Here is a 26,842-nt window from a genome sequence, read left to right on the forward strand (position 1 = left end):
GAGTGGATTTCGCACTGCCCGAATCGCTGACCGACTATCTTGCCGAACTCGATGCGTTCATCGCCGCCGAGATCGTCCCGCTGGAGCAGTCCGACGACAACATCCGGTTCTTCGATCACCGCCGTGAGGATGCCCGGACCGACTGGGATCGCGGCGGACTGCCCAGCGCCGATTGGGAGGCACTGCTCGGTGAAGCACGTCGTCGTGCCGACGCCGCCGGCCATTTCCGTTACCCCTTTCCGGCCGAGTTCGGCGGGCGCGACGGCTCGAACCTGTCGATGGCGGTGATCCGGGAACATCTCGCGTCGAAAGGGCTCGGGCTGCACTGCGACCTGCAGAACGAACACGCCATCGTCGGCAACAACGTCGGCTTGCTCCTGATGCTCGAGTACGGGTCGGATGACCAGAAGAAGGAATGGGTCGAAGGGTTGGCGGCGGGTACCCGATTCTTTGCCTTCGGCATCACCGAACCCGACCACGGATCCGACGCCACCCACATGGAGACCTCCGCGGTCCGTGACGGCGACACCTGGGTGATCAACGGAGAGAAGACCTGGAACACGGGTATCCATGTCGCGCACCGCGACATCATCTTCGCGCGCACCGCCGGGGAGGCCGGGGATGCTCGCGGGATCACGGCGTTCCTGGTCGACCCGCACACCGACGGCTTCACGGTCGAGGAGTATCTGTGGACCTTCAACATGCCCACCGACCACGCCCACATCACACTGCGGGACGTGCGTGTGCCCCACACGGCCATCATGGGCGAGGAAGGACGTGGGCTGCAGATAGTCCAGCACTTCTTCAACGAGAACCGGATCCGGCAGGCCGCATCGAGTCTGGGCGCGGCGCAGTACTGCATCAACCGGGCGGTCGACTACGCCAACGAACGATCACCGTTCGGTAAGAAGCTCTCGACGAACCAGGCCATCCAGTTCCCGCTCGTCGAATTGCACACCCGCGCCGCCATGCTGCGAGCCCTGATCCGGGAGACCGCGTGGAAGATGGACACTCACGGACCCTTCGCGGCGTCGCAGGAAGTGTCGATGTGCAACTACCAGGCCAACCGATTGTGCTGTGACGCAGCCGATCAGGCGATGCAGGTGTTCGGTGGACGCGGCTACTCACGACACGAACCGTTCGAGCACATCTACCGCCATCACCGCCGATACCGCATCACCGAGGGTGCCGACGAGATCCAGATGCGACGCGTGGCGGGTTACCTGTTCGGCTTCATGTCGGCCGGCGCTCCGAAGGGCGTCGGCAGCGGTCAGGCCGGGTGACGCGGCGCTGAGGCGGCGGCCTGCGCGAGCGCCCAGTCGAGTGCGTGATCGGCCACCGCCTCCCAACCGGGTTCTGCGCAGGTCCAGTGTGATCGACCCGGGAACTCGTAGTACTCGGTGACCGCTGCGGACTTCCGATAGTGCCGCGCATTCGACTTGTTGACCGCCGGGGGCATGATGTGGTCGGCGCCACCGCCGATGAACAACAGCGGTGCGCGTTCGTCGCGTGAGTAGTCGACCCAGGTCTCGAGATGACGCGGGGTGAGGTTGGCGAACAGCCCGTATCGCCAGACCCATGACCCCGGGGCGGCGATGGCGTACCGGTCGTAGGCCTCACGCGATGCCTCCGCGGTCAACGTGTTGGTGAAGGCGTAGTGGAACTCATCGGCCGTGAAGCCTGCCGCACCGTTTCGGCTCGAGGGATGCCTGAAGAACGGAAGCAACGACCGGAGCTGCGAGGGAGGATTGACCCGAACGCCCTCGGTCGGCGCGGAGTCGATCACCACCGCTGCGGCACCCAGGCCGCGGTCCACGAGTAGCTGAGTCATGGTGCCCCCGAACGAGTGGCCGATGAGGATCGGCGCCGCTGGCAACTCCTCGATGATCTTCGCCAGGTGTGCGATGGTCTCGGGAACCGTGAGGTCCGCGATCACCTGCGGGTTGTCCCGCAGGGCCTCCACCTCGACCTCGAAGCCCGGGTAGGCGGGGGTCAGAACCCGCAGGCCCTTGCTCTCGTAATGCGCCACCCAGTGTTCCCAGCTGCGGGGTGTCATCCAGAGGCCGTGGATCAACACGACAGTGTCGGGCTTGGGGGTTGTCATCGTTGCACTCCGTTTCATCGGTGCGGTGGATGTGACGGGTCCGGAGCCTCGTCGCCCCTGGGCTCTCTGCGGCGGCACCGTACCGCATCGTCTCCGTGTCGATCTGGCCCAGCGCGCACACTTTTGTGCTCACGCAGCACGACTCGGAGATCGCGACCCGTCCCGCCGATTGACGACCCGTGCAGTGTCAGCACAGGGGAGTGCAGGCACAAGCAGTTCGGGTGCGCTCCCTGCACGTACGGTTGGGGCCCCGACTCGCGCAGGAAGGACCCTCATCATGACTTCGATCGCTCTGCATCGCCGGTCGATCCGGTCGCTCGTGACGATGATGGCGGCGATGTTCATCGTTGCCGTCGGCCTGGCCGGACTGTCGCCGGCGCCGGTTCATGGTGCGCCGCTCAAGCCGACGATCGTGTTGGTGCACGGCGCATTCGCCGACTCCACCGGATGGCGCCAGGTGGCGGCGAACCTCACCGCACGGGGTTACCCGGTGCAGACCTTCGACAATCCGCTACGCGGTCCAGCGCATGATTCCGCACTGCTCGAGAAGCAACTCGCAGGAATTTCCGGACCGATCGTGTTGGTCGGCCATTCCTATGGCGGGGCCGTCATCACCAACACCCACGATCCCGATGTCGTCGCGAATGTCTACATCGCCGCGTTCGCGCCCGATCGTGGGGAGTTCGTCCAGGGACTGCTGAACCCACTGATGTATCCCGGGAGCCGGCTCCTGCCGCCGGCATTGCAGCTGAAGGTGGTGGATGACCCCACCGGCATCGGCGGCAAGAATGTCGACGGATACATCGCCCGGGAGTACTTCCACGACATCTTCGCGCAGGACGTCAGCGCCGCGACCGCGGCCGACATGTATGCGCACCAGAAGTCCGCCGCCCTCGTCGCGAATCTCGAACCGTCGGGAGCACCGTCCTGGAAGAAGGTGCCGAGCTGGTATCTGGTCTCCCGTCAGGACCGCGTGATACCACCCGCCCTTCAGCGATTCATGGCGTCGCGTGCCGCACCCGGCCGGACCGCCGGCGTCGACGCCGGCCACGCTTCGCTGGTGTCGCAACCGGGCGCCGTGACCGCGATCATCCTGTCCGCCGCGCAGGCGTGAGCCTGCGGTTCGCTGATCGTGCGATGCGTGCCCACTCGGTCCCTGAGGAGCGTCGCGAGGTACGAGCGATGCGTCACGAAGGGCGCCCCTTCGTGACGGCCCTCCGCTAGCGCTCCGGGCCTCCTCAGGGATCGGGTAAGTCATTCCCGGTGGAGCCGTCGCGGGACGAGCGATGCGTGCCCACCCGGTCCCTGAGGAGCCTCGCGAGGGACGAGCGATGCGTCACGAAGGGCGCCCCTTCGTGACGGCCCTCCGCTAGCGCTCCGGGCCTCCTCAGGGATCGGGTAAGTCATTCCCGGTGGAGCCGTCGCGGGACGAGCGATGCGTGCCCACCCGGTCCCTGAGGAGCCTCGCGAGGTACGAGCGATGTGTGCCCACCCGGTCCCTGAGGAGCCTCGCGAGGTACGAGCGATGTGTGCCCACCCGGTCCCTGAGGAGCCTCGCGAGGGACGAGCGATGCGTCCCCACCCGGTCCCTGAGGAGCCTCGCGAGGGACGAGCGATGCGTCACGAAGGGCCCGACACGGATCTTCGTTGTGGGCACGAATGGCTCGCACCGTACCTCCCTCGAACCGTCTGCTTGAACGAGGAGCGCGATGCAGGAATCACTGCTCCAGCAAGTCACCGACTTCGTGCGAACACATCTGACCGATCCCGACCTGTCGGAGGCGATGATCGCGGATAATCTTGGAGTGGCACGGGCCCGGCTACGTGACCTCTCGGCATCCACGCAATTCGATCTCGACAGGTGGATCATCGCGGAGCGTCTCCGTCTGGCCCGCACGGTTCTCGCGGAGCAGAGCACCGGGTGGTGTCCCGAACAGTCGCGACGATGGGGCTTCGGGAACGCTGCCCACTTCACCGAGGAGTTCACGGCGGCCTATGGCGTCACACCGAGCGAATGGCAACGGATCACAGCGGCCGAGCCGCACCACACCGACGACGATCCCGACTGAGGCGACCTGACATGGTGACGGTCTTCAGTACCGCCGGGCTCGCCCCGTCGGAGCGAGTGGAGGCAACCTGCGCAGCGATGCAGGAGCAGTCGGTGCCGTCGACCGTCCAACTTGAGGACCCGGCGAACGTGACCTCTCGGATGGATGTCTGGACCTATGGTGACACCAGTATCTTCCGCGCCGAGATGACCGGATTCCGGCTCATCCGGACCCATCAGCAGATCAAGTCGGGCCCGGGCGAGATGCTGGCCATAGCCATCCATGAGGGTTGCGTCGGAAAGCAGGAACAGTTCGGCATCCAGCGGTACGCACGGCCCGATGAGCTCATGCTGATGGATCTGAACTCGACCTACGACTATGAGCTGAACGGTGTGGGTGCATCACGGTGCCTGCACGTTCCGGTCGAGGCCATCGGGCTGCCGCACGAGCTCATTCGGGAGGCTGCCGATCGGCTTCCGGCCAGCCCGGTGTATCAGATGCTGGTCAACCACATCCGCGAACTCACCGTGCACGCCGAGGCGTTGACGGTCAGCAGTGCGGCGCACGCATTGGGTGAGATCAGCATCGAGCTGACCCGCACACTGCTCGCCTCGGCATACGACGTCGACTACGCCCGGGGCGCCATGGCGGAGCTGATGCTGCCGCGCATCCGCGCGTATGTGAAGCAGCACCTCCGGGACCCTGGACTCGGCCCGGAGCGCATCGCCGCGGCCCACGGCATCTCGCAACGACGGCTCTTCCAGTTGTGCGCCGGCGCCGACTTCCGCCTCGAGCAATGGATCATCGCCGAACGGCTCGTGCGGGCTCGCGACGAGCTGGCGCGACGGGACATGCGGATGATGTCCATCGGCACGATTGCCCGGCGATGGGGATTTGCCAACGACTCTCACTTCAGTCGCCGGTTCCGGATGCAGTACGGGTTGTCGCCACGTGCGTGGCGGCAGTTGAACGCCGATTGCGATCCCGGGCCATCGACCGCTGCACCGTCCCCGTCGTAGCACCGTCATGGCCCTTCTTCTCGATACCTCAACCGTCGAACCCGGCGCAGTCGCCACCGAACTACATCGGGCCCTACGGGCGGCGGGTGCCGCAGCAGCCGCCGCTGTCACCCCTTTGGTGCCGCTCAGCGCGTTCCGTGCGACGGTCCACGGCTGGTCGGTCGGTGAGGGGATCACACTGATGCACAGCGAGTCGGACCCGATCGCCGTGGCCACCACGGCTCCACGGATCCATGCTCAGCCTTTCAACCGGGTGGCCCTCGCCGCCGTCTCCGCGGGTTCGTGGACCCATCTCCAGCACGGCAGGCGGATCGACCCCACAGATCAGGAATCGACCCTTCTCATCGTGGACCCCGCTTGTCCCTTCGACTTTCGCCGATCCGATCGCGGCGCGGCGACCGTCGTCCATGTCGATGTGGGCCTGCTGAATCTGCCGCCGACGGCGATCCGCGCCGCGGCGATCGCGTTGCGCCGAGCCCACCCGCTCCATCGCCTCTACCTCGACCATCTGGATCAGCTTCGGTGCGTGGCGCAAACCTGTCCCGCCATCCTGCCCGAGTTGGGCACCACGACGAACCTGCTCACCCGATCTCTCATCCTCGACGTCGCCGACGGTCCCGCTCCGGTTCCCATCGACGACGCCGGCGATCTGCTCACGCGTCTGAGTCGTCACATCACCGAGAACCTCACCGACGGCGAACTCTCGGCGACGGCGATCGCCAGGGCACACAACATCTCGGTGCGGACCCTCTACAAGACATGGGAGTCCACCGGCACGAGCTTGCAGGAGCACATCATCGGGCTTCGACTCGACCGGGCTCGCGACACGCTGCTCAGCCACCCACACCTGACGATCGCCGCGGTCGCCCGGCAGCACGGATTCGCCGATCCGACCCATTTCACTCACCGTTTCCGCGATCGCTTCAAGGTGAATCCACGCGACTGGCGTCTGACGAACCGACGACCGCTGGACGGGTGAGGGCGCCGTTACGCCACACGTGCACCGGCGATGCCAACGTACTCAGGCGCCGGCAGGCCCTGGGATCGAACCGGGCACCAGACGATGTTCGGCCACCGGCACCCGGGCGGAACGCCGCAAACGGATATGAGTGTCACCGTTTGTCGCGTACAGCGCGACATCAGAGGGCAGCTCGCGCGCAATACGCCGGACCTGCCAGGAAGGCCGGGCGCCACGCATCCCGACCACGACCGCCGTTGCCTGATGCCGGATCGCCGCATCCGAGAGAACCCGAACGGGGTCGCCTTCGATCGTCTCCGACGTCACCGTTGCCCGGCACCCGGACGCGAATGTCTCACGGCCGCGGCGCAGCTGCTCGTCGAGGATCGCCCGGTCCGACAACAGATATGCATCGCGCTTGAGTGCGTCGTACCCCACTCTGTCGGGCCGCGGCGGACGGGTCGGGTTCATGCCGCAGACGAGCGCCACGCGGCTACTGGCGTGGACCGCGCGGGTGGTCGCCATGAGTGCCCTCCGTGACGCCTCGGTGTCGGTGTAGCCGACGACCAGCACACCGTGGGCCGGAAGCGCTGTGACGATCTCGTGTGCGAGTGTTCGCTGTGGGTGGATGATCTCGCGGAAGGTCATTGTCCTCACCTCATGCCGTTTCGACCGGTGGATGACGCGGTGGATCGATTGCATATCTGACGCTATGGTCTCCGGGACGCTCGATCTGCATGCCGAGGACGGAAACCGGCTCCACCCCAGGGTGGAGACGACCGTCCATCCGGAAGACGATGACTTCGGCCGAGCACCACCTATCCTTGTGTCGGTGAGGTCGTCGATTGCGTGGCTGCTCCGCCGGATCAGGATGGCCGGCGACGGCTATCCGCCGCTCTACCCGGCGGTGACCCTCGGCGGGTCATTCGCGATCATCATCGGTGCGGTGATCCAGCGCGTTCCGCTCGTACCGCCGTGGTGGGCGCTGATCGGTGCAGCGGTCGCGGCACTCTCGCTGGTCCTCGATCTGTGGCTGCTCAGCAAGATTCCGTGCACCGTCCTCGCCGCGGTCGCGACCGGTTTGATGCTGATGGATCCCGTGTCCACCGACATCGCGCCGCTGTTCCTCGCGCTGACCACCGCCATCGCCGCGGCCATGGAGTCACTCCGGACGAGCGTGGCGGTGACGGTTCTGTCCATCAGCGTGATCGTGATCGGCAATCAGACCGGCCACCTGCAGTCGCCGGCCGTGTACATCCTCGCGATTCTCTGCGGTTGGCTGGTGGGCTACATGATCCTCTATCAAAAACTGCTGTCCGAGAACGAGGTACGCGCACAACGTGTCAGAGCCGACCACGCCGCCAATGACGAGCGTCGCCGGATCGCCCGGGAAATACACGATGTCATCGCACACTCGCTGTCGATCACGATGCTCAATGTCACCGGCGCTCGACGTGCGTTGCAGGACGGCGCCGACGACGAGGCGCTCGAGGCGCTCGAGGACGCCGAACGACTGGGCCGGCAGGCGATGACCGAGATTCGCTACATCGTCAAGGTGCTCGGCACCGAGGACGCGGTGGCCGCACCGCCCCCCGCGGCGGGGGACATCGTCCAGCTGGTCGAGGAGTATCGCAAGGCAGGGATCGACGTGTCGCTCGATGTTCGTGGCGACCTCACGGCGATTCCGGGTCCCATCGGCTCTGCGCTGTACCGCATCGCTCAGGAATCCCTGGCCAACGTGGTCAAGCATTCGCCCTTCCCCAAGGCGAGCGTCACAGTGCGGGCCGATCCTGACATCGCGCTGCGCGTCCAGAACCCGTACACACCGACTCTCGGTCGGGCGGGCACGGACGGTTCGGGCATCGATGGGATGCAACAGCGCGCCCAGCTTCTCGGCGGATCGGTCGGTGTCAACGGCAGCGACGACTCATGGGTGGTGTCCGCGGTGTTCCCTGATCCGGTCCGCCCAACACGACAGCAGGCGATGTGATGACCTCGGTGCGGGCCGTACCCGCGGATGAGTCGCCCATTCGGGTTCTGCTGGTCGACGACCAGGAACTGGTCCGGACCGGCCTCCGACGAATCCTGCGACCGCGGGATGGGTTCGAGATCGTCGGGGAGTGCGGGGACGGGGGTGACGTCCTCGCCGCGGTCGCCGCGTGTACCCCGGACATCATCCTGATGGACTTGCGGATGCGTCACGTCGACGGGATCACGGCTACAACCTCGGTTCGGCGCCTCACCCAACCGCCCCCGGTGCTGGTGCTGACCACATTCGACGACGACCAGCTACTCTCCGGCGCCCTGCGGGCAGGGGCCGCCGGATTCGTGCTCAAGGATTCACCGGCCGAATCACTGATCTGGGCGGTGCGTGCGGTTGTCCGTGACGGCGCCTTTCTCGATCCGGCGGTCACCGCGCGGGTACTGGGCGGATTCCGGCGTTCCGCTCCTGAACCGCGTCAGCTCGGGGACACCGGATTGACAGATCGCGAACTCGACGTGCTCAAACTCATGGCACGGGGGCTGACAAACGCGGAGATCGCTGTCCGACTGTATATCTCGGAGGTGACGGTGAAGAGCCATGTCAACCACATCTTCACCAAGCTCGATCTGCGCGACCGTGCGGCGGCGATCGTCTACGCCTTTGACCACGCCTTGGTCCTACCGGCCGAGCGAACGGGCGATTGACCGATTCATCCGATCTTCATTGTCGCGGATGTACCATTGACAATTGTGTTAGGCAATCAGGCCCTGATCCGCTGACGTGCATCATGGCAACAGAGCTGGTCGAGGGCTTGACCTTCACCTCATCCGCCCCCGTTGTGGTCGATGACGAGCTCGTCTCCGGTTTCGCCGATGTGCTCGGGTCGGCCCCGGACATTGTGCCGCTGCCGATCATCTACCGCGTGAGTGTCGAACTGGCCCATCAGGCAATGGATTCCGGCGTGGTCCCGCGCGACGGCATCGTGCACACCGCGGAATCGATGCGCATCCGGCGCGCTCCGCGCCTCGGCGACCGGCTCACCGGCCTCCTGACGGTCACCCGGGTCCATCATCGCGCCGGCGCCACCCAACTGGCAGTGCGCAGCGACATCCTCGCCGATGGCGAGAGCACGCCGATCGTCGAGAGCACCTCGACCTTCGTCTTTCGGCCAGAGGCGAGGCCATGACCGAACGGGTGACCGATCGGATCCAGCTCGACGACCCACTCTGGGATGTCGAGGAGGATATCTCTCTGGAGCGGGTCCGTCGCTACGCCGAGGTTTCCGGCGACAACAACGCCATCCACATCGACCCGGATGCGGCCCGAGCGGCAGGCCTGGCCGCTCCGGTCGCGCATGGACTGCTGCTGGTCGCCATCATCCTCAAGTACGCGGACGCCTGGGCTCGCACCAACGGTCTGATCATCACCGGTTGCGATACTCGTTTCGTCCGGCCCGTGTATGTGGGCCTGCAGCCATGCCGACTGCACCTGACCGGTCACCTCGGCCGGCCCGAACAGATCAGCGCCGAAGTCTGGGTCCTCGACCCTGACGGTGTCACGCACCGCCCGGTGATACGTCCGATCCGGATCTCCTATCAACACCTGACCGAGGCGTGATCAGCGGTTCGACTCAGACCCCAGGATCGAAGCCGCCGCCCGCAGGTCCGACCGTAAGGCGGCGGGGGTCACGATGCGCAGGAGCGCGACAGCGGGTGCGATCACCGTGGGGACCGTGAGGTGCGCCGCCGCCGCGACGTCGCTGCCGCCGCCCGAGCGATCACGGAAGCTCAGCGTGAGACTGGCATCGACGAACCGCCATCGTCCGATCTCGGACCACCGTTCGCCCGGAACACATTCGGTGACCTCCATCTGCGGTGCCACGCCGGGCACGACGGTCACATCGGTCCATGCCGTACCGCGGTCGCCGGGCCGACCGCCGACCGCAGCGACGCTATCGACGCGTCGCAGACTCGACTGCCACTGCGGTCGATTCTCCGGATCGACCAGATAGTCGAAGGCGATATCCACCGGCACGGCGAAAGACACTGTGACGTCGGCGATCTGCATACGGTGGGTCGGAAAGTTCACGGGTGCTCCTGATCGGTGTCTGCAGTCTAACGGGCGTCGTCAACCGATAGTTTGGTCTCATGCGCGAGTTCCGAACAGTTCCCGACGCAGACAGCGCCGGAGCCGCCTTCCATGCGCTCTATGGCCCCTGGGCGACAGTCGTACCTCGAGATGTCCCCGACGTCCTGAACAATTTCACGAGACCGTGGTGGATCGCGGGCGGTTGGGCGATCGACGCATTCACGGGGACGGTCCGATCGCACGAGGACATCGACGTCGGCATCTTCCGTGATGACGTCCCGGCGTTGAGGGAAGCGATGATCGGCCACCTCCACGTGTGGTCGGTGGGTCCCGACGGGCTGCGTCCGATCACCGACGAGCAGCCGCTGCCGGCCTCGGCCGACCAGATCTGGTTGCGGGCCGATGCCTCGTCACCATGGCTCGTCGACATACTGCTGACCCCACAGCGTCACGGGCAGTGGGTGAATCGGCGTGATCGCACACTGGTGGCGCCGTTGACCGAGGTTACCTGGACCGATCGCGACGGCATTCGCTACCTCAAACCCGAACACGTCCTGGCGTTCAAGGCCAAATGGAACGCGGACGGGGGTGGCAGGTCCAAGGACGTCGCGGATTTCGAACGCGCCTGGCCCGCACTGGGCGTCGATGCCCGACGATTGCTCACATCGTTCCTCACCGAGCATCACCCGGATCATCCGTGGCTGGCCTACATGCGGTAGATCAGGACAGGTCGACGTGACGGACGTCGCCGAACCTCGCAGCGGCTTTCGTGCCCGGTTTTGGGCAGAGACTCCGCCTGGACGCAACATTGCGCAGGCGGCGCATTGATCGATGGTGTCGATGAATCAGGCGAATATGTGTCCTTGTGCCACCTCGGATGCGAACTAGCATCGAATGACGACCCAGGTTCGTGGTGCGCAACGGGCCGACGAACCCGATGGGACGAGGTGAACACCGACGATGCGAGCGCTCGATTCGGCTGGCGACTCCACCGACGACACAGCCACAGTCGGGCTGCTGGACCGACCCGACGGACCACGTCCGCGCCCCCGTGACCTGATTCGCGACGTCGGCGGCACCTATGTCGTCAACGGCATCATCGGACTCATCTTCTCGGCGACGGGACCTGTCGCGGTGATTCTCGCGGCCGGGTCCGCCGGGCACCTCACGCATGCCCAGCTCGCCTCGTGGCTGTTCGGTGCCTTCGTACTGAACGGCGCGCTGACGATCCTCACCAGCTGGGCGTATCGGATGCCTCTCGCGTTTGCGTGGACGATCCCCGGGACTGTCTTGGTCGGTACCTCACTGGGCCATCTGTCCTGGCCCGAGGTCCTCGGATCGTTTCTGCTCACGGGGGTGCTCGTTACCGTCGTGGGGCTGACCGGCCGGGTTCGACAGGTGATGTCGGCGTTGCCGACGCCGATCGTGATGGCCATGGTCGCCGGCGTCTTTCTCCAGTTCGGGACCGACGTCGTCCGCTCGGTCGGTCTCGACCCGAGCGTCGCGCTGCCGATCATCGTGGCATTCTTCGGTCTGATGGCCTACCGGCGCCTGGGTCGTTTCCTGCCGCCCATCATCGGTGCCTTTGTGGTCGGAATCGGGGCTGTCGCCGTGAGCGGACAGTTCCGTCCCGGATCAGATACGGGCTCGTGGGTGGCCGTGCCGCAGTTGCAGGCTCCCGAATTCAGCATCCGGGCGCTGACCGAGTTGGTGATCCCGCTCGCCATCACCGTCATCGTCGTGCAGAACGGACAGGGTGTCGCGGTACTGCGTGCGGCCGGGCACCGCGCCCCGGTGAATGTGGTCACCATCGCGTGCGGGCTCTGGTCGATGCTCGCGTCGGCGATCGGAGCGATCTCGAGCTGCCTGGCCGGACCCACCAACGCGTTGCTGGTCGCGGGCGGTGTGCGGGAACGCCAGTACACGAGCGCCCTCACATTCGGCACTCTCGCTGTGCTGGTGGGGGTGTTCGCACCTGCGTTCGTCGACTTCATGCTCGCGATGCCTGCCGCGTTCATCGCGACGGTCGGCGGACTGGCGCTGCTGGGTGCCCTACAGAATGCGTTCCGCTCCGCCTTCGGTTCGCACTACACGCTGGGAGCGCTGGTCACCTTCCTGGTCTCGATCTCCGACCTGACCGTCCTCAACATCGGTTCCGCGTTTTGGGGTCTGGTCGCCGGTGTACTGGTGTCGCGGGTGGTCGAGCGCGAGGACTGGCGGCGTACAGCCTGACACCGGTGCTGCGATTGCAGGAATCCGGCCCTTCGTGACGGTCCTCCGCTAGCGCTCCGGACCTCCTCAGGGACCGGGGGAGACGTGCTCAGCTCAGGGGCCGGGGGAGACGTGCTCAGCTCAGGGAGCCGGGGAGACGTCCTCGGGTCAGGGACCGGGGGAGACGTCCTCGGGTCAGGAGCCGGGGGAGAAACAACGTGCTCAGCTCAGGGAGCCGGGGAGACGTCCTCGGGTCAGGAGCCGGGGGAGAAACGTCCTCAGCTCAGGGACCCGGGGGGGGGGGGGGGGGAGACGTCCTCGGGTCAGGGACCGGGGGGAGACGTCCTCGGGTCAGGAGCCGGGGGAGAAACGTCCTCAGCTCAGGGACCGGGGAGAGACGCCCTCAGCTCAGGAGCCGGGGGAGAAACGTCCTCAGGGACGGGCACGATTCCGGCACCGCGGTCAATGCGTCTGTTGGGCAGAGGGATCCGGTTTGACGTGAGGTCGAGCCCGTTCCTGCAGACTTCGGAACACGCGTTTGGACGCCTCCGCCCACGGCATCAGGATGGGGAACACATGGAACATGCCGTATTCCTCCATCGCGTACACCTGTACACCGGCCTTTTCCAGCACCTCGGTGAATGCCCGAATCCCGTCTCGGAACATCTCGTCCGCGCCCCAACAGACAAAGGTCGGCGGGAACCATTCGGGATCCAGGTCGGCGTAGAGGACCGAGACACGTGAATCGTTGGGTTGCACGCCGTGCAGATACGGCGTCACCGGGACATTCCACGGCAGGATGTCGAACTCGGCGTTATCCGTCATGGACGGGCGGTCGAGGTCGAGATCGATCTCGGGGGAGAACAAGGCGACCGCCGCAGGCCGGGGCATCGCCTCCGCGTGCAGATGGGAGAGCAGTGAGGCCGCCAACCCACCGCCGCCGGAGTCGCCGGCGACGACGAGATGCGACGAATCGACCCCGCGATCGAGCAGTCCCTGATAGACATCAGCGGCGTCGAGCACACCTGCGGGAAAAGGAAACTCCGGGGCCATTCGGTAGTCGGCGATGAAGACCTCGTAGCCGGTGTGCTTCACCAGCGAAGCGGCGAACGCGGTGTACATGATCGGCGACGTACCGATGTAGCCGCCGCCGTGGAGGTACAGAATCGTGGCCCCGATGGTCTGTTTGTCGTCGGTGTCATCCACGAACGCATCCGAACTGGCCTTCGCCCGACACCACAGCCCGGGTACGCCGCCGATCGTGTCGCTGGTGATCTCGACCCCGTCGCTCAACGCGACGAAGGGTGGCATCACCACTTTGCAGATGTCGTCGAGGATCTTCTCCATCGACCGGAACTCCTCGATCGGCAGGGCCATCGAATAGCCCATGAACGACCGCACGACCTGGCGCGTCACCGTCTGCCCGACGTTGTCCAGCAAACCTCCGGGCCCCTGCCACGGGCGGCGGAAGGGAACGCGTGCCAACCCGTTGACCAGACACTCGGCCAGACCCACGACCGCCAGTGCGGTCACCGGACCAGACGCCGTGCGCACTCCAGGACGATCAGCCATCACCATGCCGACCATGATAGTGACAGCCGACCTCCCGTCCGGCCTTGATATGCAAGTAGCCACTTGCATATAGTGGGCTCGTGGCCGATGTGTTCCGAGCACTCGACGACGAGACGCGACGTCTCGTGCTCGATGAATTGGCTCGACGCGACGGCCAGACGCTGTTCGAGATCTGTTCACTGCTGACCATGCGACACGGTCTGAGCCTGACCCGCCAAGCAATCTCGCAGCATCTCGGTGTGCTCGAGTCGGCGGGGTTGGTCGTCACCGAGCGTCGCGGCCGCTCCAAGTTCCACTATTTCAACCCCGAGCCCCTGAACGAAGTCACCCGACGCTGGCCCGTCGGAGAGAGGACCCATCATGAGGATCAACCTGACGAGCGTCTTCGTCGATGATCAGCGAGCCGCCCTCGCCTTCTACACCGAGGTGCTCGGTTTCGTGAAACACCATGACATCCCGATAGGCGACGCCTCTTGGCTGACGGTGGTATCGCCCGAATCGCCTGACGGCCCGCAACTTCTGCTCGAACCCGCCGGCCACCCCGCGGTCAAGCCCTATCGCGACGCCCTCGTCGCCGATGGCATTCCGCTTGTCCAGTTCGCCGTCGACGACGTCGAGGCCGAACACGCGCGCCTCACCGGCAGCGGTGTGGTGTTCACCCAGCCACCGACGGACATCGGGACCGCTGTGATGGCGGTCTTCGATGACACCTGCGGAAACCTGGTACAGATCGTCGCGGAGAAGTCGGGTGCCGCTCCTACCGTGTGAGGCGCGTCCGCCGGAGCCTCAGACGATGCCGCGCTCGTAGGCGAAGGCCGTCGCGGCCGTCCGGGTGTTGACGCCGATCTTGGCGAAGATGTTGGTCAGGTGTCGCGACACCGTCTTCTCACTGAGAACCAGGTCGGACGCGATCTGTGCATTGCTTCGGCCGGTCGCGACCAGGCGGAGCACCTCGATCTCGCGATCACTGAGCCCAGCCGGAGGCGTGTCGGGGGCGATCACTGCGGCCAGCCGCTCGGCATCGGGCCGGGCGCCCAACGCCCGGAACGTGCTGCAGGCGGTGGCCAGCTCGTGGATGGCCGAATCCCGGTCGGAGAGGTCCAGCAGACTGCAACCGATCACGGCCTGGCATCGGGCCGTCTCGTAGGGACAGTCCAGATCCATCCAGAGTTGGCGAGCCTTGCGCAGGTACGGGAGCGCTCCGGCGGGATCGTCGTCGGCGGACTCGATCTGCCCCCACGCATACGCCGCCTTCGCCTGCAATCCGACACATCGGAAGCGTCCGGCGATAGCGTCGAGCTCCTGGGCCAGCGGCCGCGCCGCGTCGGCCGATTCGGTGGCCAGAACAATGTCGATCACTCCGGGCAGGATCCGCGACCGCTCGACCGGCTCGACTGTTTCCATGAGAAGCCGATGGACCGCGCCGCTCGCCGCGCCGGCGCGTCCGCGAGCGAGCCACAACTGCGCGAGCCCGGGCTGGGGGTCGTATCCGTGCGCACTCGCCGCCTCGTACGAGTTGTCGGCGTTCTCTATGTCGCCGAGGATCCGGTAGATATCGCCCCGTTCGGCCAAGGCCAGACCGGCCGCGGGTGCCGACGTCGTGCGGTATCGCTCCAGGGCCGCGTCGTACTCCGCGATGGCCTCGGCGAACGCGCCGTGCAGCGTGTGGATCTGCGCGCGGTGTACAGCGCATTGGCCGGTGTAGGGCACCAGGCCGGGCTGGTGATCACACCAGCGGCTCAGTGCCGCCGTCCAGGTGGCGGCGCGGCCGACGTCCGAGACGCGTTGGCAACCTTCGATCATCGTGCAGTACACCTGGCCGGCGAAGACCGGCGACACCTCACCGGCAGCGACGCCGACCATCGCTTCGTCGAAGAGGGCAAGACCTTCGGGGACCTGACCCCCTTCGAGCGTGAGCCTGCCCTGCGATGCCGTGCCGACGGCCACCAGGTCGGGGTCGTGGTGTCGTCGGCCGGTGTCCACGACGTCAGCGGCACACGCTGCGGCTTGTGCCCATTCGCCCGCCGCGATGTGTGCGTGCATCCGCAGGATCTGGAGGTAGCCGTGTTCGACGACATCGTCGCCCAGGTCGTCGAGCAGTCGCTCGGCTCGCGACGTCCAGCCCTGCCCGACGACCGGTTCGCCCGCCATCGACACGATCATCGCCACCCAGAAGGCGCAGCGGATGGCCTCGATGATGTCACCGTTGTCGAGATCGGTCTGAAAAGCGCGTTGCAGGGCGTTCACGGCGGTCGGGTCATGCCCGGTGAGGTGCGCCGCGACAGCGAGTTTGCCGAGGTCGTCGGGCCCGAGCTCGTCGGGATCGATGCTCTCCCAGGCCAGGAAGGCACCCTGCCAATCGCCCGCCTCGAATTCGGATCGCGCACGAGCGAGATCGTCGGTGACCGTCATCGACATCCACCTCCTGCATCGAGGGTAGGACGATCCGCTCACGCTGTGGAGTACTCAGATCATCCGGCGTCCACCAGCGCCGGGCGGTCGGCCCTCTCGTGGATGCGCTCGGCGATGTAGGCCGCGTCGCGGCCCACACCGGGCAGGACCATCGAGCTGAAGGAGTATTGGAAGGACAACCCGCAGAAGAACAGTCCGGGCGTGGCGGCGACGACCCCGCGCATCTCGTCCGGCCAGCCGTCCGCACCGAGGACGGGAAGGTGGATCCAGTCGAACACCTGGCGAAACCCCGTGCACCAGATCACGTTCGACGCATCGAGTACGTGGCCGTCGGCCGTTTGGGGACGACCGTCCGCAGTGCCCGTCACACGCTGCTCGATGCGGGTCACCCCGCGCTCGCGCAGATCACTCGACTTGACCCGCAGTGCGGGGGCACCGTGGAAGCGCACCTTCGGCATCTCCTTCCGCCCGATCGGCGTGCGGCGGGTGAGTACATGTCGCCAGGCGAAGACGAGGAACGGGAACAGCATCCGTGCCTGCCAGGACTCCGGTCGAACCGGGATCGAGCCGCAATCACGGCCGCAGAGGGTCGTCGGATGTGTTTCGGCCACCTCATAGGCGATGTCGGCTCCGGAATGCGAGGCCCCGACCACGAGGGTCGGTCCGTCCCTGAGTTGCGCAGGCCGTCGGTACTCGCTCGAATGCAGTTGCAGTATGGCCGGATCCAGTTCCGCCGCGAAATCCGGAATGTTGGGGGTACGCCCGAACGTCCCGGTCGCCACGACCACATTGCGACACACGAGCGTGCCCGAGTCGGTGCTGACCTCGAAGCCGCCGGCCGGGTCGGGGTCGAGGGCCCGTACATGTGTGTTCAACCGGACGGGCAGGCGAAATCGGTGTGCGTATGCCTCCAGATAGTCCCCGACATCGTCCTTGCCCGGAAACGACCACCCGTCCGCGGGGAACGGCATCCCGGGCAATCCGTCGTACCGGGCGGGGGAGTACAGGCGCAGGCTGTCCCACTGGCGGCGCCAGTTGTCGCCGATCCGGCTGTTGGCGTCGAGCACCACACACGGGCGATCATGTGCTCGCAGGTGGTAGGCGGTCGCGAGCCCGGCCTGACCGGCTCCGATGATGACTGTTTCGATTCTCTCGGTGGTCATGGCGTCCTCCTGTCACGGGTGATGACAGTGACGCTAGGAGCCCACGGCGTCCACCACATCGGGCGTGGACACCAATCGCGGCCGGCCACGGAGTGGGGCGATCACCCCACGAACTCGGTTATCACGCCTTCTGGGTCACCTCGGGCTCATCGACCACGGCGCCGGAACGCTGACGGGTGCGGCCAGGCCAAGGAAGGCGACGATCTCATAGCCGCCCGGATTGGCCTGGATGGGCACCTGCTTCCAGTTGTTGGCGAGCCAGACGTTTCCGGACGGGTCCACGGCAACTCCGGTGTTGCGGACGAGTCCGTCGAAGTAGTAGCCGGTGACGTCGGGGGAGATCGGTGCGCCCACGGACTTGCCCGGCGGGCAGGTGGACGTGTCGACACCACAGAAATGCGAGAGTCGCTTGCCGCCGAAGTTGGCCACCCACACATTGCCGTCGCCGTCGGTGGCGATACCCCACGGCAGCGTCGCACCGCCGCCGCGGAACGGGCCGGCGACCGCCCGTCCGTCCGGGCTCATCAGGCTCACCGACCCGACCTTCGGGCTCTGCTGCGCCCGCTGTGGGCACGGCAGCGACACCGCTCCGGAGTTCGCGACCCACACGTTGCCACGTTGATCGGTGGCGACTCCCATGGGTTTGTCGAAGATGCCGCTGCGCGGCGAACCGGCCACCGGTGTGCCGTCGTAGCGAAGAACGGCGACGTTGTTGCTGACCATCCCGCTCACGAACACGTACCGGCCGTTGTCGACCACGCCGAACGCCTGCTTCAGCCCGACATCGAGGCTGCGGGCGCGACTCGGGTCGCCGCCCTGATAGACGGTCACGCGACCGGAGCCGCAATTGGCCATCCACACGTTGTTGCGTCGATCGACCGCCGTGCCCTGCGGCCAGTCCAGCCTGCCTTGGGTGAAACCGGTCGCCGGCGAGAGTGGGGTGCCGTCGGAGGTGAACGTGGACACGGAGTTGTGCGGCGGCTGCCGATCGGCCGGACATTGGGGCACCGGAGCCGCGAATCCGTAGTTGGCCACCCAGACGTTGTCGCCACGGTCCAGCGCGATACCGAAACCGGAGCCACTCAGTCCGCCACCCCGGAACGGTGATCCGTCGACCATCTTGCCGTTCGGCGCGAACTTGAAGAGCAGATCGCTGCCACACGCCGGGATTCGGGAGCTGGGCGTGTAGTCGTAGTTGTTGTTGACCCACAGGTTGCCCCGCCGATCGATGGCGAAATTGCCTGGACCGTCGATCATCCCGCCGCCACCGTTGAATCGCAGCGCGAGCGTCCAGGCCGGTGGTGCGGTCGCGAGCCCACCGCCGAACACTGTGCGGACCTTCGACAGTGCGAACAGCGGGAGAGCATTGTTCGACGGATTCCGGGCGATCTGCGCGAAGGCCCGGAAGCTGTCGGCAGGTCCCGGCCATCCGGGTGTGGTGGCGCCGGAGCGCAACGCATCACATGCAATGGACGTGGCCACGCACGCGGCGAGCATGTTGGTCAACGAGTCGAACGCACGCAACGTCGAGGTCTGTGTGCCGTTGGGCGCAGAGGTCAGTACCCTGCCGAGGGCGCCGGTGTGCAGATCCACCAGATTGGGCACCATCGTCGCCGCGTTCAACACGCCCGGCGCGCGACCGCCGATACCGCCTGGCCCGATGAACTGGGCCAAGGCGAAACCGGTTGCCACCGTGGTGCGTTCGTTCAGCACCACCTGGCCTGGCACGCCGTCGAACACAGTGGCGAAGGTCGGCGTGCTGCCCGAACCAGGTGCGTGCGCAGTCAGGTACACGATCGACCATTCCCGCGGCAAATCTGTCACCGGCACCCGGAAAGCACCGCCCGCGGTGGTCGTGGTGCGACCGACAACCCGTCCGACACCATGTCCGGTACCCGAGATCGCCGCCGTGACCGTCCATCCGGCCCCGTCGCCCGATGACGGTGCCACTCGACCGGCGATGCCCGCGGCCGGTTGGGCGGTCGCCGGGACGGTGGCGATCACGGTTCCCACGAGTGCACTGACCACAGCGATGACGAACGGCCGAAAACTCTTCATGGAACGGGTGCACCGCCTCGGTTCAGAGGTTGCTGACACGATCGCTTCTCGGGCGAATGCTAGACGACGACGCACCACGGCGTTGCGAGAAATGCCGCAACGTGACATGACTGGCAACTACCGTTGCCTGTGGTGCACCTCGCCCGGCAGCGGGTCGACGCGGCTCGGCTCACCCGGGCCCCGACTCCGAGCGGCTTGCGCACTCCGGTCGCAGGTGCGCACCGTCGGACCGTCACCCGGTCGTGTCGCGATCCGGTCCGGTGACCTCGCAGCCACGCCGGTTCTGCGCGCCGCGCTCGACGGCGTGTTCGGCCGGCAGTCGATCAGTGGAACACCCATCCCAGGGGTGGTCCTGCCGACATGGCACACTACCTCGGGTCCTGAAAGTCCCGTGAACCCGTGAGGCGGCGATGGAGAGTGCTGAGCAACCGACGCTGGCGCATGCCTGGGAGGCCAATCGGTCCATCCAGAAGTCGGCCGCGGTCCGGCTGTTCGCGGCCACCAATTCCGCACTGTATGTGACCTTGATGGAGCGCCACCTGGACTTCGGCGCCCGACTGTCGGAGACCGACCTCGCCGTGCGACTCGAGCGCGACATGGTCGAACTCGACGTCCACGATCAGGCGAGCGGCCTGGAACTGCTGAAATCGTGGGCCAGGCAGGGATGGCTGCATCGGGTCACCGACAGCACCCCCTCCACCACGCAGAACCTCTGCTATCTGAGCTCCGAGGCGCGGTCGGTACTCGACTATGTCCGCCGCCTGCGCCGCGAGGACAGCGTGGCCACCGGCGGTTCCATCATCGGCATCGCCGCCGGCCTGCGACGGGTCGCAGGACAGGTGACCGACGATCCGCAACAGATTCGCGAGGAGATCGAGCACCAGATCTCCGAACTCGACGCCGAACTCTCCGACCTCGACGCCGGTCGTCGGCGCGACCCGGATCTGCGGGTGGCCGAGGACGAGGCCCGCTCCATCGCCTACCAGATGGAGCAGGTCATCTCCGACATCGGGCAGTACAGCACCATGCTGGACCGCATCACGACCGCACTGCTCGACGATCCACACGACTCCGACCTGGCATACCGCGATCGCCAACGGCAGATGTTCGACGACTACGAGTCGCTGCTCGAATCCTCGCAAAGCGCGTCCTATCACGCGTTCAGCCACATGATCCAGGACCCTCGCCAGCGCGAGCGCCTCGCCGCCGACATCGAAACGGTGACGCGGCACCTCCCCGACATCGACCGGGGCCTCCGGTCGGTCATGGACAACTTCTTCGGGCTCGTCACCCAGCAGATGGGCGAGGTCGGCCGCACGCGGCAACGCTGTGCCCGCCGAATCCGCAGGTTCGTCGCCTCCGGAACCCTCGAGCAGAGCCGTGGCGTCGCGCGTCAGCTCAACGACGCGTTGGCGACGGCCAACGAGCTCCTCCGATCCTCCCTCGCGGACCGCCGCATCGGATACGAATTGCCCTTGGCGACACCGGCGGTCACCTCGGCCGGGCGGCTCGCCTTCGAGATCAGGAACCCGGAGTCGCCGGCTCCGGCCCTGCCGGCCGGCGGCACCACCGACCTGACGTCCTTCGCGTCCATGGCCGGCCAGGTCGACACCGGCGAGCTGACGGAGACGGTGAACGACGCCGTGCAAGCCGGCCCGGTCGCGCTATCCGAGGTCGTCGGCCGACTCGAGGAGCCTTACCTCGCCCACGTGATCGTGCTGTGGTCCTGGGCGTTGAAGCAATCAGGAACCGCGAGTCACCGATCGGAGTTCGTGCGGTTCCGATCGCTGGAAGGTGAGGACCGAGCCATCGAGGTCCCTGCAGTGATGTTCACCGAACCGATTCCGACCGTGGAGGTCGATGACTTGTGACCAGCGATCTCGACACCCCCGATGAGTACGCCGGATTCGACGACCTGCCGTCGGTCCAGAACGTCAGCGCCGACACCGGTCCGCAGGCGCCTCGGTTCGACGGCGATGTCGGCGAGCTGCCCGACCGCGCCTGTTGGGCGCTGCAGAACCTGCTCACGCGCCGCTACGTCAGCGGCGATCGTCAACCGCAACTGTGGGCGTGGGTCGCCGAGTATCAGGATGTGTTGCGCGTCCGACTCTCCGAACTGGACCTTCGCCTGCGTGTCGTGGACGAACTGGAGGTCGCCTTCGTCGAACAGGCTGACTACGATTCACGCTGGGGCAGAAGGATTCTCAAACGTGAGACCATCCAGACCTACGACGCGATCCTGGCGTTGCACCTGGCCAAGTACGTGCGTGCGTCACGCGAGGAGCACGTGCTGATCACGCGGGAGGAGATCCATGAGCTGTTCGCCGGGGTCTCCAACACCATCGACCGGGACCTCGCACTGTTCGACAAGCGCATCGAACGATCCATCGACAAGCTGGAGGAGCTCGAGTTCCTGCGTAAACAGCGCGACGACCACGACACCTTCACCGTGAGTCCGGCGATCTCGGCTGTGATGACGGCCTCGGTGATCACCGACCTGCAACGACAGTTCGAACAGTTCATCGGGTCCGGCGACACCGGGGACGACGCGATGTCACCCGACACCGACTCGAGCGACGACGAAGCCGGCGGGACCGACGACGAGGACGAAGGAGACGATTGGTGAGCGGACTCGTCGAGCAGTACCACCTGTCCCGGTTGCAGCTGATCAACTGGGGAGTCTTCGACGGGTATCACTCGATCCCGTTCAGTACCAACGGTTCACTGATCACCGGTTCCTCCGGCAGTGGTAAGTCGTCGTTGCTGGACGCCATCTCGCTGGCCTTCCTGCCCGACCACCGACGCAACTTCAACGCCTCGGGCGATGCCACCGCGGCAGGGTCCTCGAGTGGCAAACGCACGGTCGGCAAGTATGTCCGTGGTGCATGGGGCGAACGCCGCGACGGGACCAACGCGCATCGCGAGATCATGTACCTGCGTGGCAGTGGGCCCGCGTGGGCGGCCATCGCGGTCACGTATACCTCGAGTTCGGGTGCGTCCATCACGGGCCTGGTATTGAAATGGCTGGCCGCCGGAAAAATGACCGACGCGCACAGTTCCTACTTCATCCACGACGGTGACGTCGACATCGTCGAGGTCTGCAACGACTGGGCCGCGAGCAACTACAACTCTGCGCGATTCCGAGATCAGGGTTGGCGCGGCGGTCCCGGGGAAGGCAAGTATCTCGCCACCCTGTACTCGCTGATCGGCATTCGCGCCTCCGAGGCGGCCCAACAGCTCCTCGGAAAGGCGAAGTCGCTGAAAAGTGTTGGTGGACTTGCACAGTTCGTCCGGGAGTTCATGCTCGACGATCCGACCAGCATCGTCGGAATCCCCGACGCACTCGATCAGATCGATCCCCTCGTCGAAGCCCGCGAGCTGCTCGATGTCGCCCGCCGGAAACGGACCATCCTCGGCAACATCGAATCCGTCCACGAGCGGTATGTGAGCGAGGCGGCCACATTCAGCGTCCTCGACACCATCGACGCCGCGACGGTCCGGTCCTACGTCAACAATCTTCGACGCCACAACGCCCAGCCAGAGGTGGCCGACCTCGACGATCAGATCGCACGCCTCGACACCGATCTCGGCGCCCTGACCGCCCAGCATGATCAGCTTCGCCAGGACCACAGTCATCTGCTGGCGCGGATATCGTCGTCCACCGGCGATCTCGCCCCACTGCAGGAGCAGCTGGCGGCGGCCCAGAAGGTCAGCAACGAGATCACGGCACGACGTTCCGGCTACGAGGACAAGATGACCGCCCTGGGTTACTCCCTGCCCGAGGATGCCGAGGACTTCTGGTCGCTGCGCGAGACACTCATGGAGGAGGCGACCCGGATCGACGGTCACCTCGAGGCCGGCAAGGCGCACTTCGCCGAGACGCTCGCACGAGAGGTGACGGCCCGCGCCCACCGCGATGCCGCCCATGACGAACTGAGTCGAGTGCAGCAGGCGGGATCGGCGCTACCCCGCGCCGAACACGAGATGCGTCGTGGCATCGCGAATGCCCTGCAGATCGACGAGTCGGAGCTGCGCTATGTCGCCGAGCTGGTCGAGCTGGATCCGGATCAGGAACGATGGCGCCTGGCCGTCGAGAAGGTTCTGCGCAACGCCGGACTACGACTTCTGGTTCCGGACAAACACTTCCGCGCTGCCCTGCGATATGTGAACAGTCACGACATGCGCGGCCGCATCCAGTTGCACCACGCGGAGAACCGGCCGGCACCCACGCCTGAGCCGAACACTCTGGGCGCGCTGCTGCGTTCGGTGGACCCCGGCCATCCATGCTCTGCCGAGGCGTTGTCGATCCTCAGTCGACTCGGCAACTACACGTGCGTCGACACGCCGGCCGACTTCGCCGACCACTCAAAGGCGGTCACCGACCAGGGCCTGCGGAAGGATTCGGCCAAGCTCGCGGTCAAGGACGACCGACAAGCCCTGCGGCCCTCCCAGTACATCTTCGTCGGCGACGTTGCATCCAAGGTCGCCGCGCTGCAGGAAGAACTCGACCACGAGCAGCGCATCTTCGACAGGATGCGCGAGGCCAGCGCCGAATTGGATCGCGAACGGACCGAGCAGGCCCACCGTCGGGACGCCTACCGAAGGATCTGCGAACAGTTCACCCAGTGGAGCGAGATCGACACCGAAACCGCCGACGATCGTGTCGAGCAGCTCGCCGATCAGTACGAGTTGCTCATGGAGGAGCATCCCGACGTCGAAGCATTGCAGCGCAAGGCCGAAGACATCTGGGAGCAGGTTCGGGCGGCGATCTCGCAGGCAGCGCTCGTGCGCGACAAGATCGCCACACACGATGAGCGCCGCACCCAGCTGCTCGATGTCATCGATCGATTGACGACGGACGATCTCCCGGCTCAAGCGGTCAGCACACTCGACGGGTTCCGCGAAGATTCCGTCGCGACCCTCGACGTTCTCGCGCCCGAAACCTACCGCCAAGAATTGCTGAAGGCCGTCATCAGGGATCGAGACCGCACGCGTGCCGATTCGCGACGTTCCCGGGACGAACTGGTGCGCATCCTCGACAGCTACGACGAGGAATTCCCGGACGCGATTCCCAACGACAGCGACGATTTCGACGAGCGACTGCACGACTACGTCGCGGTCTGTCGACGAATCGATGAACGTGAGCTGCCCGCCGCCTACGAACGGATGCGACGCCTGATCACCGAGCAGGCGCCCGGCGCAATCCTGAACCTGCACATGGCCGCCGATGCCGAGGAACGCCGGATCGTCGAGCAGATCGAGCGCGTCAACACCGGTCTGGGCGCGGTGGCGTTCAACCGCGGCACCCGACTTCGGCTGTGTCCAGGCCGCAAGAACCTCGCCGCAGTCGCCGAATTGACCGAGAAGGCACGACTGATCGCGCAACGTACCACCGCCGTCAGCTTCGGGGACGAGCAGGCGATCCTCGAGCAGTACACCGATATCCTGCTGCTACGCGAACGGCTGGCGGGTGCCACCCCCGAGGACCGGCAGTGGACCCGGGACGCCCTCGACGTACGCAACAGATTCGACTTCTATTGCGAGGAGCACGACGCGGTAACGGGGGAGACGATCCGGACCTACAGCAACGCGGGTGACAACTCGGGTGGCGAGCAGGAGAAACTGATGGCGTTCTGCCTGGCCGGTGCGCTCAGCTTCAACCTCGCCAGCCCGAACGGCGATGACAACCGCCCGATTTTCGCCCAACTCATGCTCGATGAAGCGTTTTCCAAGTCGGATCCGCAGTTCGCCCAGCAGGCGCTGTCGGCGTTCCGCAAGTTCGGGTTCCAGCTGATCATCGTGGCAACCGTGCAGAACACCAGCACCATCCAGCCCTACATCGACAATGTGGTGATGGTGTCGAAGACCGAGGACCCGGGCGACGGCCATCCCGTCGCGACCGCCATGTCGACGTCGATCCGGGAGTTCTCGGATCTACGCCGTGGTGGTGGGGGACAACTGCTGGTGTGATCTCGTCCTCGACTGCGGGCTGCTAACGATCCTGCCCTGGAGCGCATCCCGCCCGACCACGTCCACGTAGGACCCGATGTTCGGGGCGCTCTCGGCCCGTCCTGGGAACTGCTGCCATCGGTGATATGCCGGTGCTGCGATGTACAAGGGAGTCGCCGGATCGTCGGTGATCTCCAGCAATCTCACCTGGCCTGCGAACCTGCTCACCCGGTTCGCTTGTCGTCGTAACCGGCGAACACCGATGGTGAGGAGATTGATGCCACGGTAGGCGAGGTTCAGCGAAATGTTCGGTGTGAATCGATCATCGAGCACGTCGACCGCCTCCGGCAGAAGGCGTAGACGTGCGGGTACGAACTCCAACCCATGCTTCGAGGCCTCGGCGACCATCCAACCGAGTGTCAACAGCGACGGCTCACAACGCTGGTATCCGCCGCCGATGTCGGTGTGTACGCCTTCGAACCAGACCTGCTTGATGTCGGTCGTCGTGTTCTTGTTCGTCGTCCACACACAGGGGTCGAAGGTGAGTCGGCGCTCGTCGATCGCGAGGGCCTGTCGGGCGACGTCGACCGCGGGACTCAGCTCGACGTCGAGGAACCGATACCGCCTTCGAGTGATCCCGGGAGCCCCCAGGGCGCCGACGGTGTCGAACACACCGATGAACTTGATCCGCGGCGCGGCGCCGGCGTCATCGGATCCGTAGGTGCAGGCGCGGAAGGTGTCGAGTCTTTTCCTCTCGTCATCGGCCTTCTTCCCGCCGCGAAGGCTGGTGCTCTGGTACAGCTGCAGCGCCTCGTCGAGGAGGTTCGTGTGGCCGGCCGGCGGAATCGCGAGATTGTCGGCCGTCACCAGCCCGATCTTGGCAATCATGCCGACCAGACTCCGGGCCGTGTAGGCGCCTCGGCTGAAACCGAAAACGAAGATCTCGTCACCTGGTTCGTAGTTCAGCGCGAGAAATCGATATGCGTCGACCAGATTGATGGCCAGGCCTCGCCCGAAGGCACCGCCGATGACGCGGTCAAGCCAGATGGCCCCGGTTCCCACACCGTTGGAGTAATGCACCAACTGCACTGTGCGGGTTGCTCCGTCGCCGGCTTCCGTCGTGATCGCCCGGGCGATCTTCTCGATGTTCGAGATGTAGGGATCCTTCGACGACTTCCACGTGCCGTCACAGCACACAACGAGACGCTTCATCGATGAACCCCGATTGTCGCAGTTGTTCGGATGAGCCGACCCTTTCAAGCGAAACCCGATCGGG

General features: G+C 65.8%; 24 protein-coding genes. 16 read left to right on the forward strand and 8 right to left on the reverse strand.

The window, feature by feature from the left end; genetic code table 11:
- The first annotated feature begins 2 nt into the window (after positions 1–2).
- Positions 3–1,283, forward strand: a complete 1,281-nt coding sequence (locus ACVT6V_RS18655; RefSeq protein WP_489895332.1) for an acyl-CoA dehydrogenase family protein — start codon at positions 3–5, stop codon at positions 1,281–1,283.
- Here the strand turns inward: ACVT6V_RS18655 and ACVT6V_RS18660 are convergent.
- A complete protein-coding gene (locus ACVT6V_RS18660; RefSeq protein WP_489895334.1) occupies positions 1,271–2,104 on the reverse strand; it encodes an alpha/beta hydrolase in 834 nt (277 codons plus the stop codon). The two genes, ACVT6V_RS18655 and ACVT6V_RS18660, sit on opposite strands and share 13 nt — an antisense overlap.
- 325 nt (positions 2,105–2,429) lie before the next feature.
- On the opposite strand from ACVT6V_RS18660, the gene ACVT6V_RS18665 reads away from it, so the two are divergent.
- The 4 genes from ACVT6V_RS18665 (at position 2,430) to ACVT6V_RS18680 (ending at position 6,150) form a co-directional block, all read left to right on the forward strand.
- Positions 2,430–3,218, forward strand: a complete 789-nt coding sequence (locus tag ACVT6V_RS18665; protein WP_489900884.1) for an alpha/beta fold hydrolase — start codon at positions 2,430–2,432, stop codon at positions 3,216–3,218.
- Between the two features lie 595 nt (positions 3,219–3,813).
- A complete protein-coding gene (locus tag ACVT6V_RS18670) occupies positions 3,814–4,173 on the forward strand; it encodes a helix-turn-helix domain-containing protein (protein WP_489895336.1) in 360 nt (119 codons plus the stop codon).
- A gap of 11 nt (positions 4,174–4,184) precedes the next feature.
- Positions 4,185–5,171 (forward strand): helix-turn-helix domain-containing protein, encoded by a 987-nt coding sequence (locus ACVT6V_RS18675; protein ID WP_489895338.1) that lies wholly within the window; start codon positions 4,185–4,187, stop codon positions 5,169–5,171.
- 7 nt (positions 5,172–5,178) lie between these two features.
- Complete coding sequence (locus ACVT6V_RS18680) at positions 5,179–6,150, forward strand: helix-turn-helix transcriptional regulator (protein WP_489895340.1); 972 nt, start codon at positions 5,179–5,181, stop codon at positions 6,148–6,150.
- Between the two features lie 42 nt (positions 6,151–6,192).
- Here ACVT6V_RS18680 and ACVT6V_RS18685 read toward each other — a convergent pair whose 3' ends face one another.
- Entirely contained in the window at positions 6,193–6,777 is a 585-nt protein-coding gene (locus tag ACVT6V_RS18685; RefSeq protein WP_489895342.1) for a universal stress protein, read from the reverse strand.
- Between the two features lie 184 nt (positions 6,778–6,961).
- Here ACVT6V_RS18685 and ACVT6V_RS18690 point away from each other — a divergent pair, with 184 nt between their 5' ends.
- The 4 genes from ACVT6V_RS18690 (at position 6,962) to ACVT6V_RS18705 (ending at position 9,730) form a co-directional block, all read left to right on the forward strand.
- Entirely contained in the window at positions 6,962–8,119 is a 1,158-nt protein-coding gene (locus ACVT6V_RS18690; RefSeq protein WP_489895344.1) for a sensor histidine kinase, read from the forward strand.
- Positions 8,119–8,817 (forward strand): response regulator, encoded by a 699-nt coding sequence (locus ACVT6V_RS18695; RefSeq protein WP_489895346.1) that lies wholly within the window; start codon positions 8,119–8,121, stop codon positions 8,815–8,817. Before ACVT6V_RS18690 ends, ACVT6V_RS18695 begins: the two co-directional genes overlap by 1 nt.
- A gap of 83 nt (positions 8,818–8,900) precedes the next feature.
- Positions 8,901–9,299: a hypothetical protein gene (locus tag ACVT6V_RS18700; protein WP_489895348.1), complete on the forward strand. Its 399-nt coding sequence runs from the start codon at positions 8,901–8,903 to the stop codon at positions 9,297–9,299.
- Positions 9,296–9,730: a MaoC family dehydratase gene (locus ACVT6V_RS18705; RefSeq protein ID WP_489895350.1), complete on the forward strand. Its 435-nt coding sequence runs from the start codon at positions 9,296–9,298 to the stop codon at positions 9,728–9,730. The genes ACVT6V_RS18700 and ACVT6V_RS18705 overlap by 4 nt, the downstream gene beginning before the upstream one ends.
- Here the strand turns inward: ACVT6V_RS18705 and ACVT6V_RS18710 are convergent, their stop codons facing one another.
- Complete coding sequence (locus tag ACVT6V_RS18710; RefSeq protein ID WP_489895352.1) at positions 9,731–10,201, reverse strand: SRPBCC family protein; 471 nt, start codon at positions 10,199–10,201, stop codon at positions 9,731–9,733.
- A 59-nt stretch (positions 10,202–10,260) separates the two neighbouring features.
- Here ACVT6V_RS18710 and ACVT6V_RS18715 point away from each other — a divergent pair, with 59 nt between their 5' ends.
- Both ACVT6V_RS18715 and ACVT6V_RS18720 read left to right on the forward strand, forming a co-directional pair.
- Positions 10,261–10,920, forward strand: a complete 660-nt coding sequence (locus ACVT6V_RS18715) for a nucleotidyltransferase domain-containing protein (protein ID WP_489895354.1) — start codon at positions 10,261–10,263, stop codon at positions 10,918–10,920.
- 241 nt (positions 10,921–11,161) lie between these two features.
- Complete coding sequence (locus ACVT6V_RS18720) at positions 11,162–12,433, forward strand: benzoate/H(+) symporter BenE family transporter (RefSeq protein WP_489895356.1); 1,272 nt, start codon at positions 11,162–11,164, stop codon at positions 12,431–12,433.
- Positions 12,434–12,874: 441 nt separating this feature from the next.
- Here ACVT6V_RS18720 and ACVT6V_RS18725 read toward each other — a convergent pair whose 3' ends face one another.
- On the reverse strand, positions 12,875–13,990 hold the full coding sequence (locus ACVT6V_RS18725) for an alpha/beta hydrolase (protein ID WP_489895358.1): 1,116 nt from the start codon (positions 13,988–13,990) through the stop codon (positions 12,875–12,877).
- A 74-nt stretch (positions 13,991–14,064) separates the two neighbouring features.
- Here ACVT6V_RS18725 and ACVT6V_RS18730 point away from each other — a divergent pair, with 74 nt between their 5' ends.
- Both ACVT6V_RS18730 and ACVT6V_RS18735 read left to right on the forward strand, forming a co-directional pair.
- Positions 14,065–14,379: an ArsR/SmtB family transcription factor gene (locus ACVT6V_RS18730; protein ID WP_489895360.1), complete on the forward strand. Its 315-nt coding sequence runs from the start codon at positions 14,065–14,067 to the stop codon at positions 14,377–14,379.
- Entirely contained in the window at positions 14,345–14,752 is a 408-nt protein-coding gene (locus tag ACVT6V_RS18735) for a VOC family protein (RefSeq protein ID WP_489895362.1), read from the forward strand. The genes ACVT6V_RS18730 and ACVT6V_RS18735 overlap by 35 nt, the downstream gene beginning before the upstream one ends.
- Positions 14,753–14,770: 18 nt before the next feature.
- On the opposite strand, the gene ACVT6V_RS18740 is transcribed toward ACVT6V_RS18735, so the two are convergent.
- The 3 genes from ACVT6V_RS18740 to ACVT6V_RS18750 all read right to left on the reverse strand — a co-directional run bounded on the left by ACVT6V_RS18740 (position 14,771) and on the right by ACVT6V_RS18750 (position 19,617).
- Positions 14,771–16,396, reverse strand: a complete 1,626-nt coding sequence (locus tag ACVT6V_RS18740; RefSeq protein ID WP_489895364.1) for a helix-turn-helix transcriptional regulator — start codon at positions 16,394–16,396, stop codon at positions 14,771–14,773.
- 59 nt (positions 16,397–16,455) lie between these two features.
- Entirely contained in the window at positions 16,456–17,559 is a 1,104-nt protein-coding gene (locus tag ACVT6V_RS18745) for a flavin-containing monooxygenase (protein WP_489895366.1), read from the reverse strand.
- A 135-nt stretch (positions 17,560–17,694) separates the two neighbouring features.
- Complete coding sequence (locus ACVT6V_RS18750; RefSeq protein ID WP_489895368.1) at positions 17,695–19,617, reverse strand: NHL repeat-containing protein; 1,923 nt, start codon at positions 19,615–19,617, stop codon at positions 17,695–17,697.
- 410 nt (positions 19,618–20,027) lie between these two features.
- Between ACVT6V_RS18750 and ACVT6V_RS18755 the strand changes: the two genes are divergently transcribed.
- Genes ACVT6V_RS18755 through ACVT6V_RS18765 form a run of 3 tightly spaced genes read left to right on the forward strand, consistent with a single transcriptional unit; the run spans position 20,028 to position 25,587 of the window.
- Entirely contained in the window at positions 20,028–21,488 is a 1,461-nt protein-coding gene (locus ACVT6V_RS18755; protein ID WP_489895370.1) for a DUF3375 domain-containing protein, read from the forward strand.
- A complete protein-coding gene (locus ACVT6V_RS18760) occupies positions 21,485–22,243 on the forward strand; it encodes a DUF4194 domain-containing protein (RefSeq protein WP_489895372.1) in 759 nt (252 codons plus the stop codon). Before ACVT6V_RS18755 ends, ACVT6V_RS18760 begins: the two co-directional genes overlap by 4 nt.
- Positions 22,240–25,587 carry an ATP-binding protein gene (locus ACVT6V_RS18765; RefSeq protein ID WP_489895374.1) on the forward strand — a complete coding sequence of 1,116 codons (3,348 nt, stop codon included), beginning with the start codon at positions 22,240–22,242 and terminating at the stop codon, positions 25,585–25,587. Before ACVT6V_RS18760 ends, ACVT6V_RS18765 begins: the two co-directional genes overlap by 4 nt.
- On the opposite strand, the gene ACVT6V_RS18770 is transcribed toward ACVT6V_RS18765, so the two are convergent.
- On the reverse strand, positions 25,552–26,778 hold the full coding sequence (locus ACVT6V_RS18770) for a T6SS phospholipase effector Tle1-like catalytic domain-containing protein (protein WP_489895376.1): 1,227 nt from the start codon (positions 26,776–26,778) through the stop codon (positions 25,552–25,554). The two genes, ACVT6V_RS18765 and ACVT6V_RS18770, sit on opposite strands and share 36 nt — an antisense overlap.
- Positions 26,779–26,842: the final 64 nt, after the last annotated feature.

Source organism: Gordonia sp. LMA167 (genome assembly GCF_058130025.1).

Coding starts and splice junctions, on each gene's coding strand:
- ACVT6V_RS18665 (WP_489900884.1), top strand. CDS start 2,430: ATGATGGCGGCGATGTTCATCGTTGCCGTCGGCCTGGCCGGACTGTCG.
- ACVT6V_RS18660 (WP_489895334.1), bottom strand. CDS start 2,104: ATGACAACCCCCAAGCCCGACACTGTCGTGTTGATCCACGGCCTCTGG.
- ACVT6V_RS18745 (WP_489895366.1), bottom strand. CDS start 17,559: ATGACCACCGAGAGAATCGAAACAGTCATCATCGGAGCCGGTCAGGCC.
- ACVT6V_RS18705 (WP_489895350.1), top strand. CDS start 9,296: ATGACCGAACGGGTGACCGATCGGATCCAGCTCGACGACCCACTCTGG.
- ACVT6V_RS18715 (WP_489895354.1), top strand. CDS start 10,261: ATGCGCGAGTTCCGAACAGTTCCCGACGCAGACAGCGCCGGAGCCGCC.
- ACVT6V_RS18770 (WP_489895376.1), bottom strand. CDS start 26,778: ATGAAGCGTCTCGTTGTGTGCTGTGACGGCACGTGGAAGTCGTCGAAG.
- ACVT6V_RS18735 (WP_489895362.1), top strand. CDS start 14,345: ATGAGGATCAACCTGACGAGCGTCTTCGTCGATGATCAGCGAGCCGCC.
- ACVT6V_RS18675 (WP_489895338.1), top strand. CDS start 4,185: ATGGTGACGGTCTTCAGTACCGCCGGGCTCGCCCCGTCGGAGCGAGTG.
- ACVT6V_RS18720 (WP_489895356.1), top strand. CDS start 11,162: ATGCGAGCGCTCGATTCGGCTGGCGACTCCACCGACGACACAGCCACA.
- ACVT6V_RS18680 (WP_489895340.1), top strand. CDS start 5,179: ATGGCCCTTCTTCTCGATACCTCAACCGTCGAACCCGGCGCAGTCGCC.
- ACVT6V_RS18740 (WP_489895364.1), bottom strand. CDS start 16,396: ATGACGGTCACCGACGATCTCGCTCGTGCGCGATCCGAATTCGAGGCG.
- ACVT6V_RS18750 (WP_489895368.1), bottom strand. CDS start 19,617: ATGAAGAGTTTTCGGCCGTTCGTCATCGCTGTGGTCAGTGCACTCGTG.
- ACVT6V_RS18755 (WP_489895370.1), top strand. CDS start 20,028: ATGGAGAGTGCTGAGCAACCGACGCTGGCGCATGCCTGGGAGGCCAAT.
- ACVT6V_RS18695 (WP_489895346.1), top strand. CDS start 8,119: ATGACCTCGGTGCGGGCCGTACCCGCGGATGAGTCGCCCATTCGGGTT.
- ACVT6V_RS18700 (WP_489895348.1), top strand. CDS start 8,901: ATGGCAACAGAGCTGGTCGAGGGCTTGACCTTCACCTCATCCGCCCCC.
- ACVT6V_RS18725 (WP_489895358.1), bottom strand. CDS start 13,990: ATGGTGATGGCTGATCGTCCTGGAGTGCGCACGGCGTCTGGTCCGGTG.
- ACVT6V_RS18670 (WP_489895336.1), top strand. CDS start 3,814: ATGCAGGAATCACTGCTCCAGCAAGTCACCGACTTCGTGCGAACACAT.
- ACVT6V_RS18685 (WP_489895342.1), bottom strand. CDS start 6,777: ATGACCTTCCGCGAGATCATCCACCCACAGCGAACACTCGCACACGAG.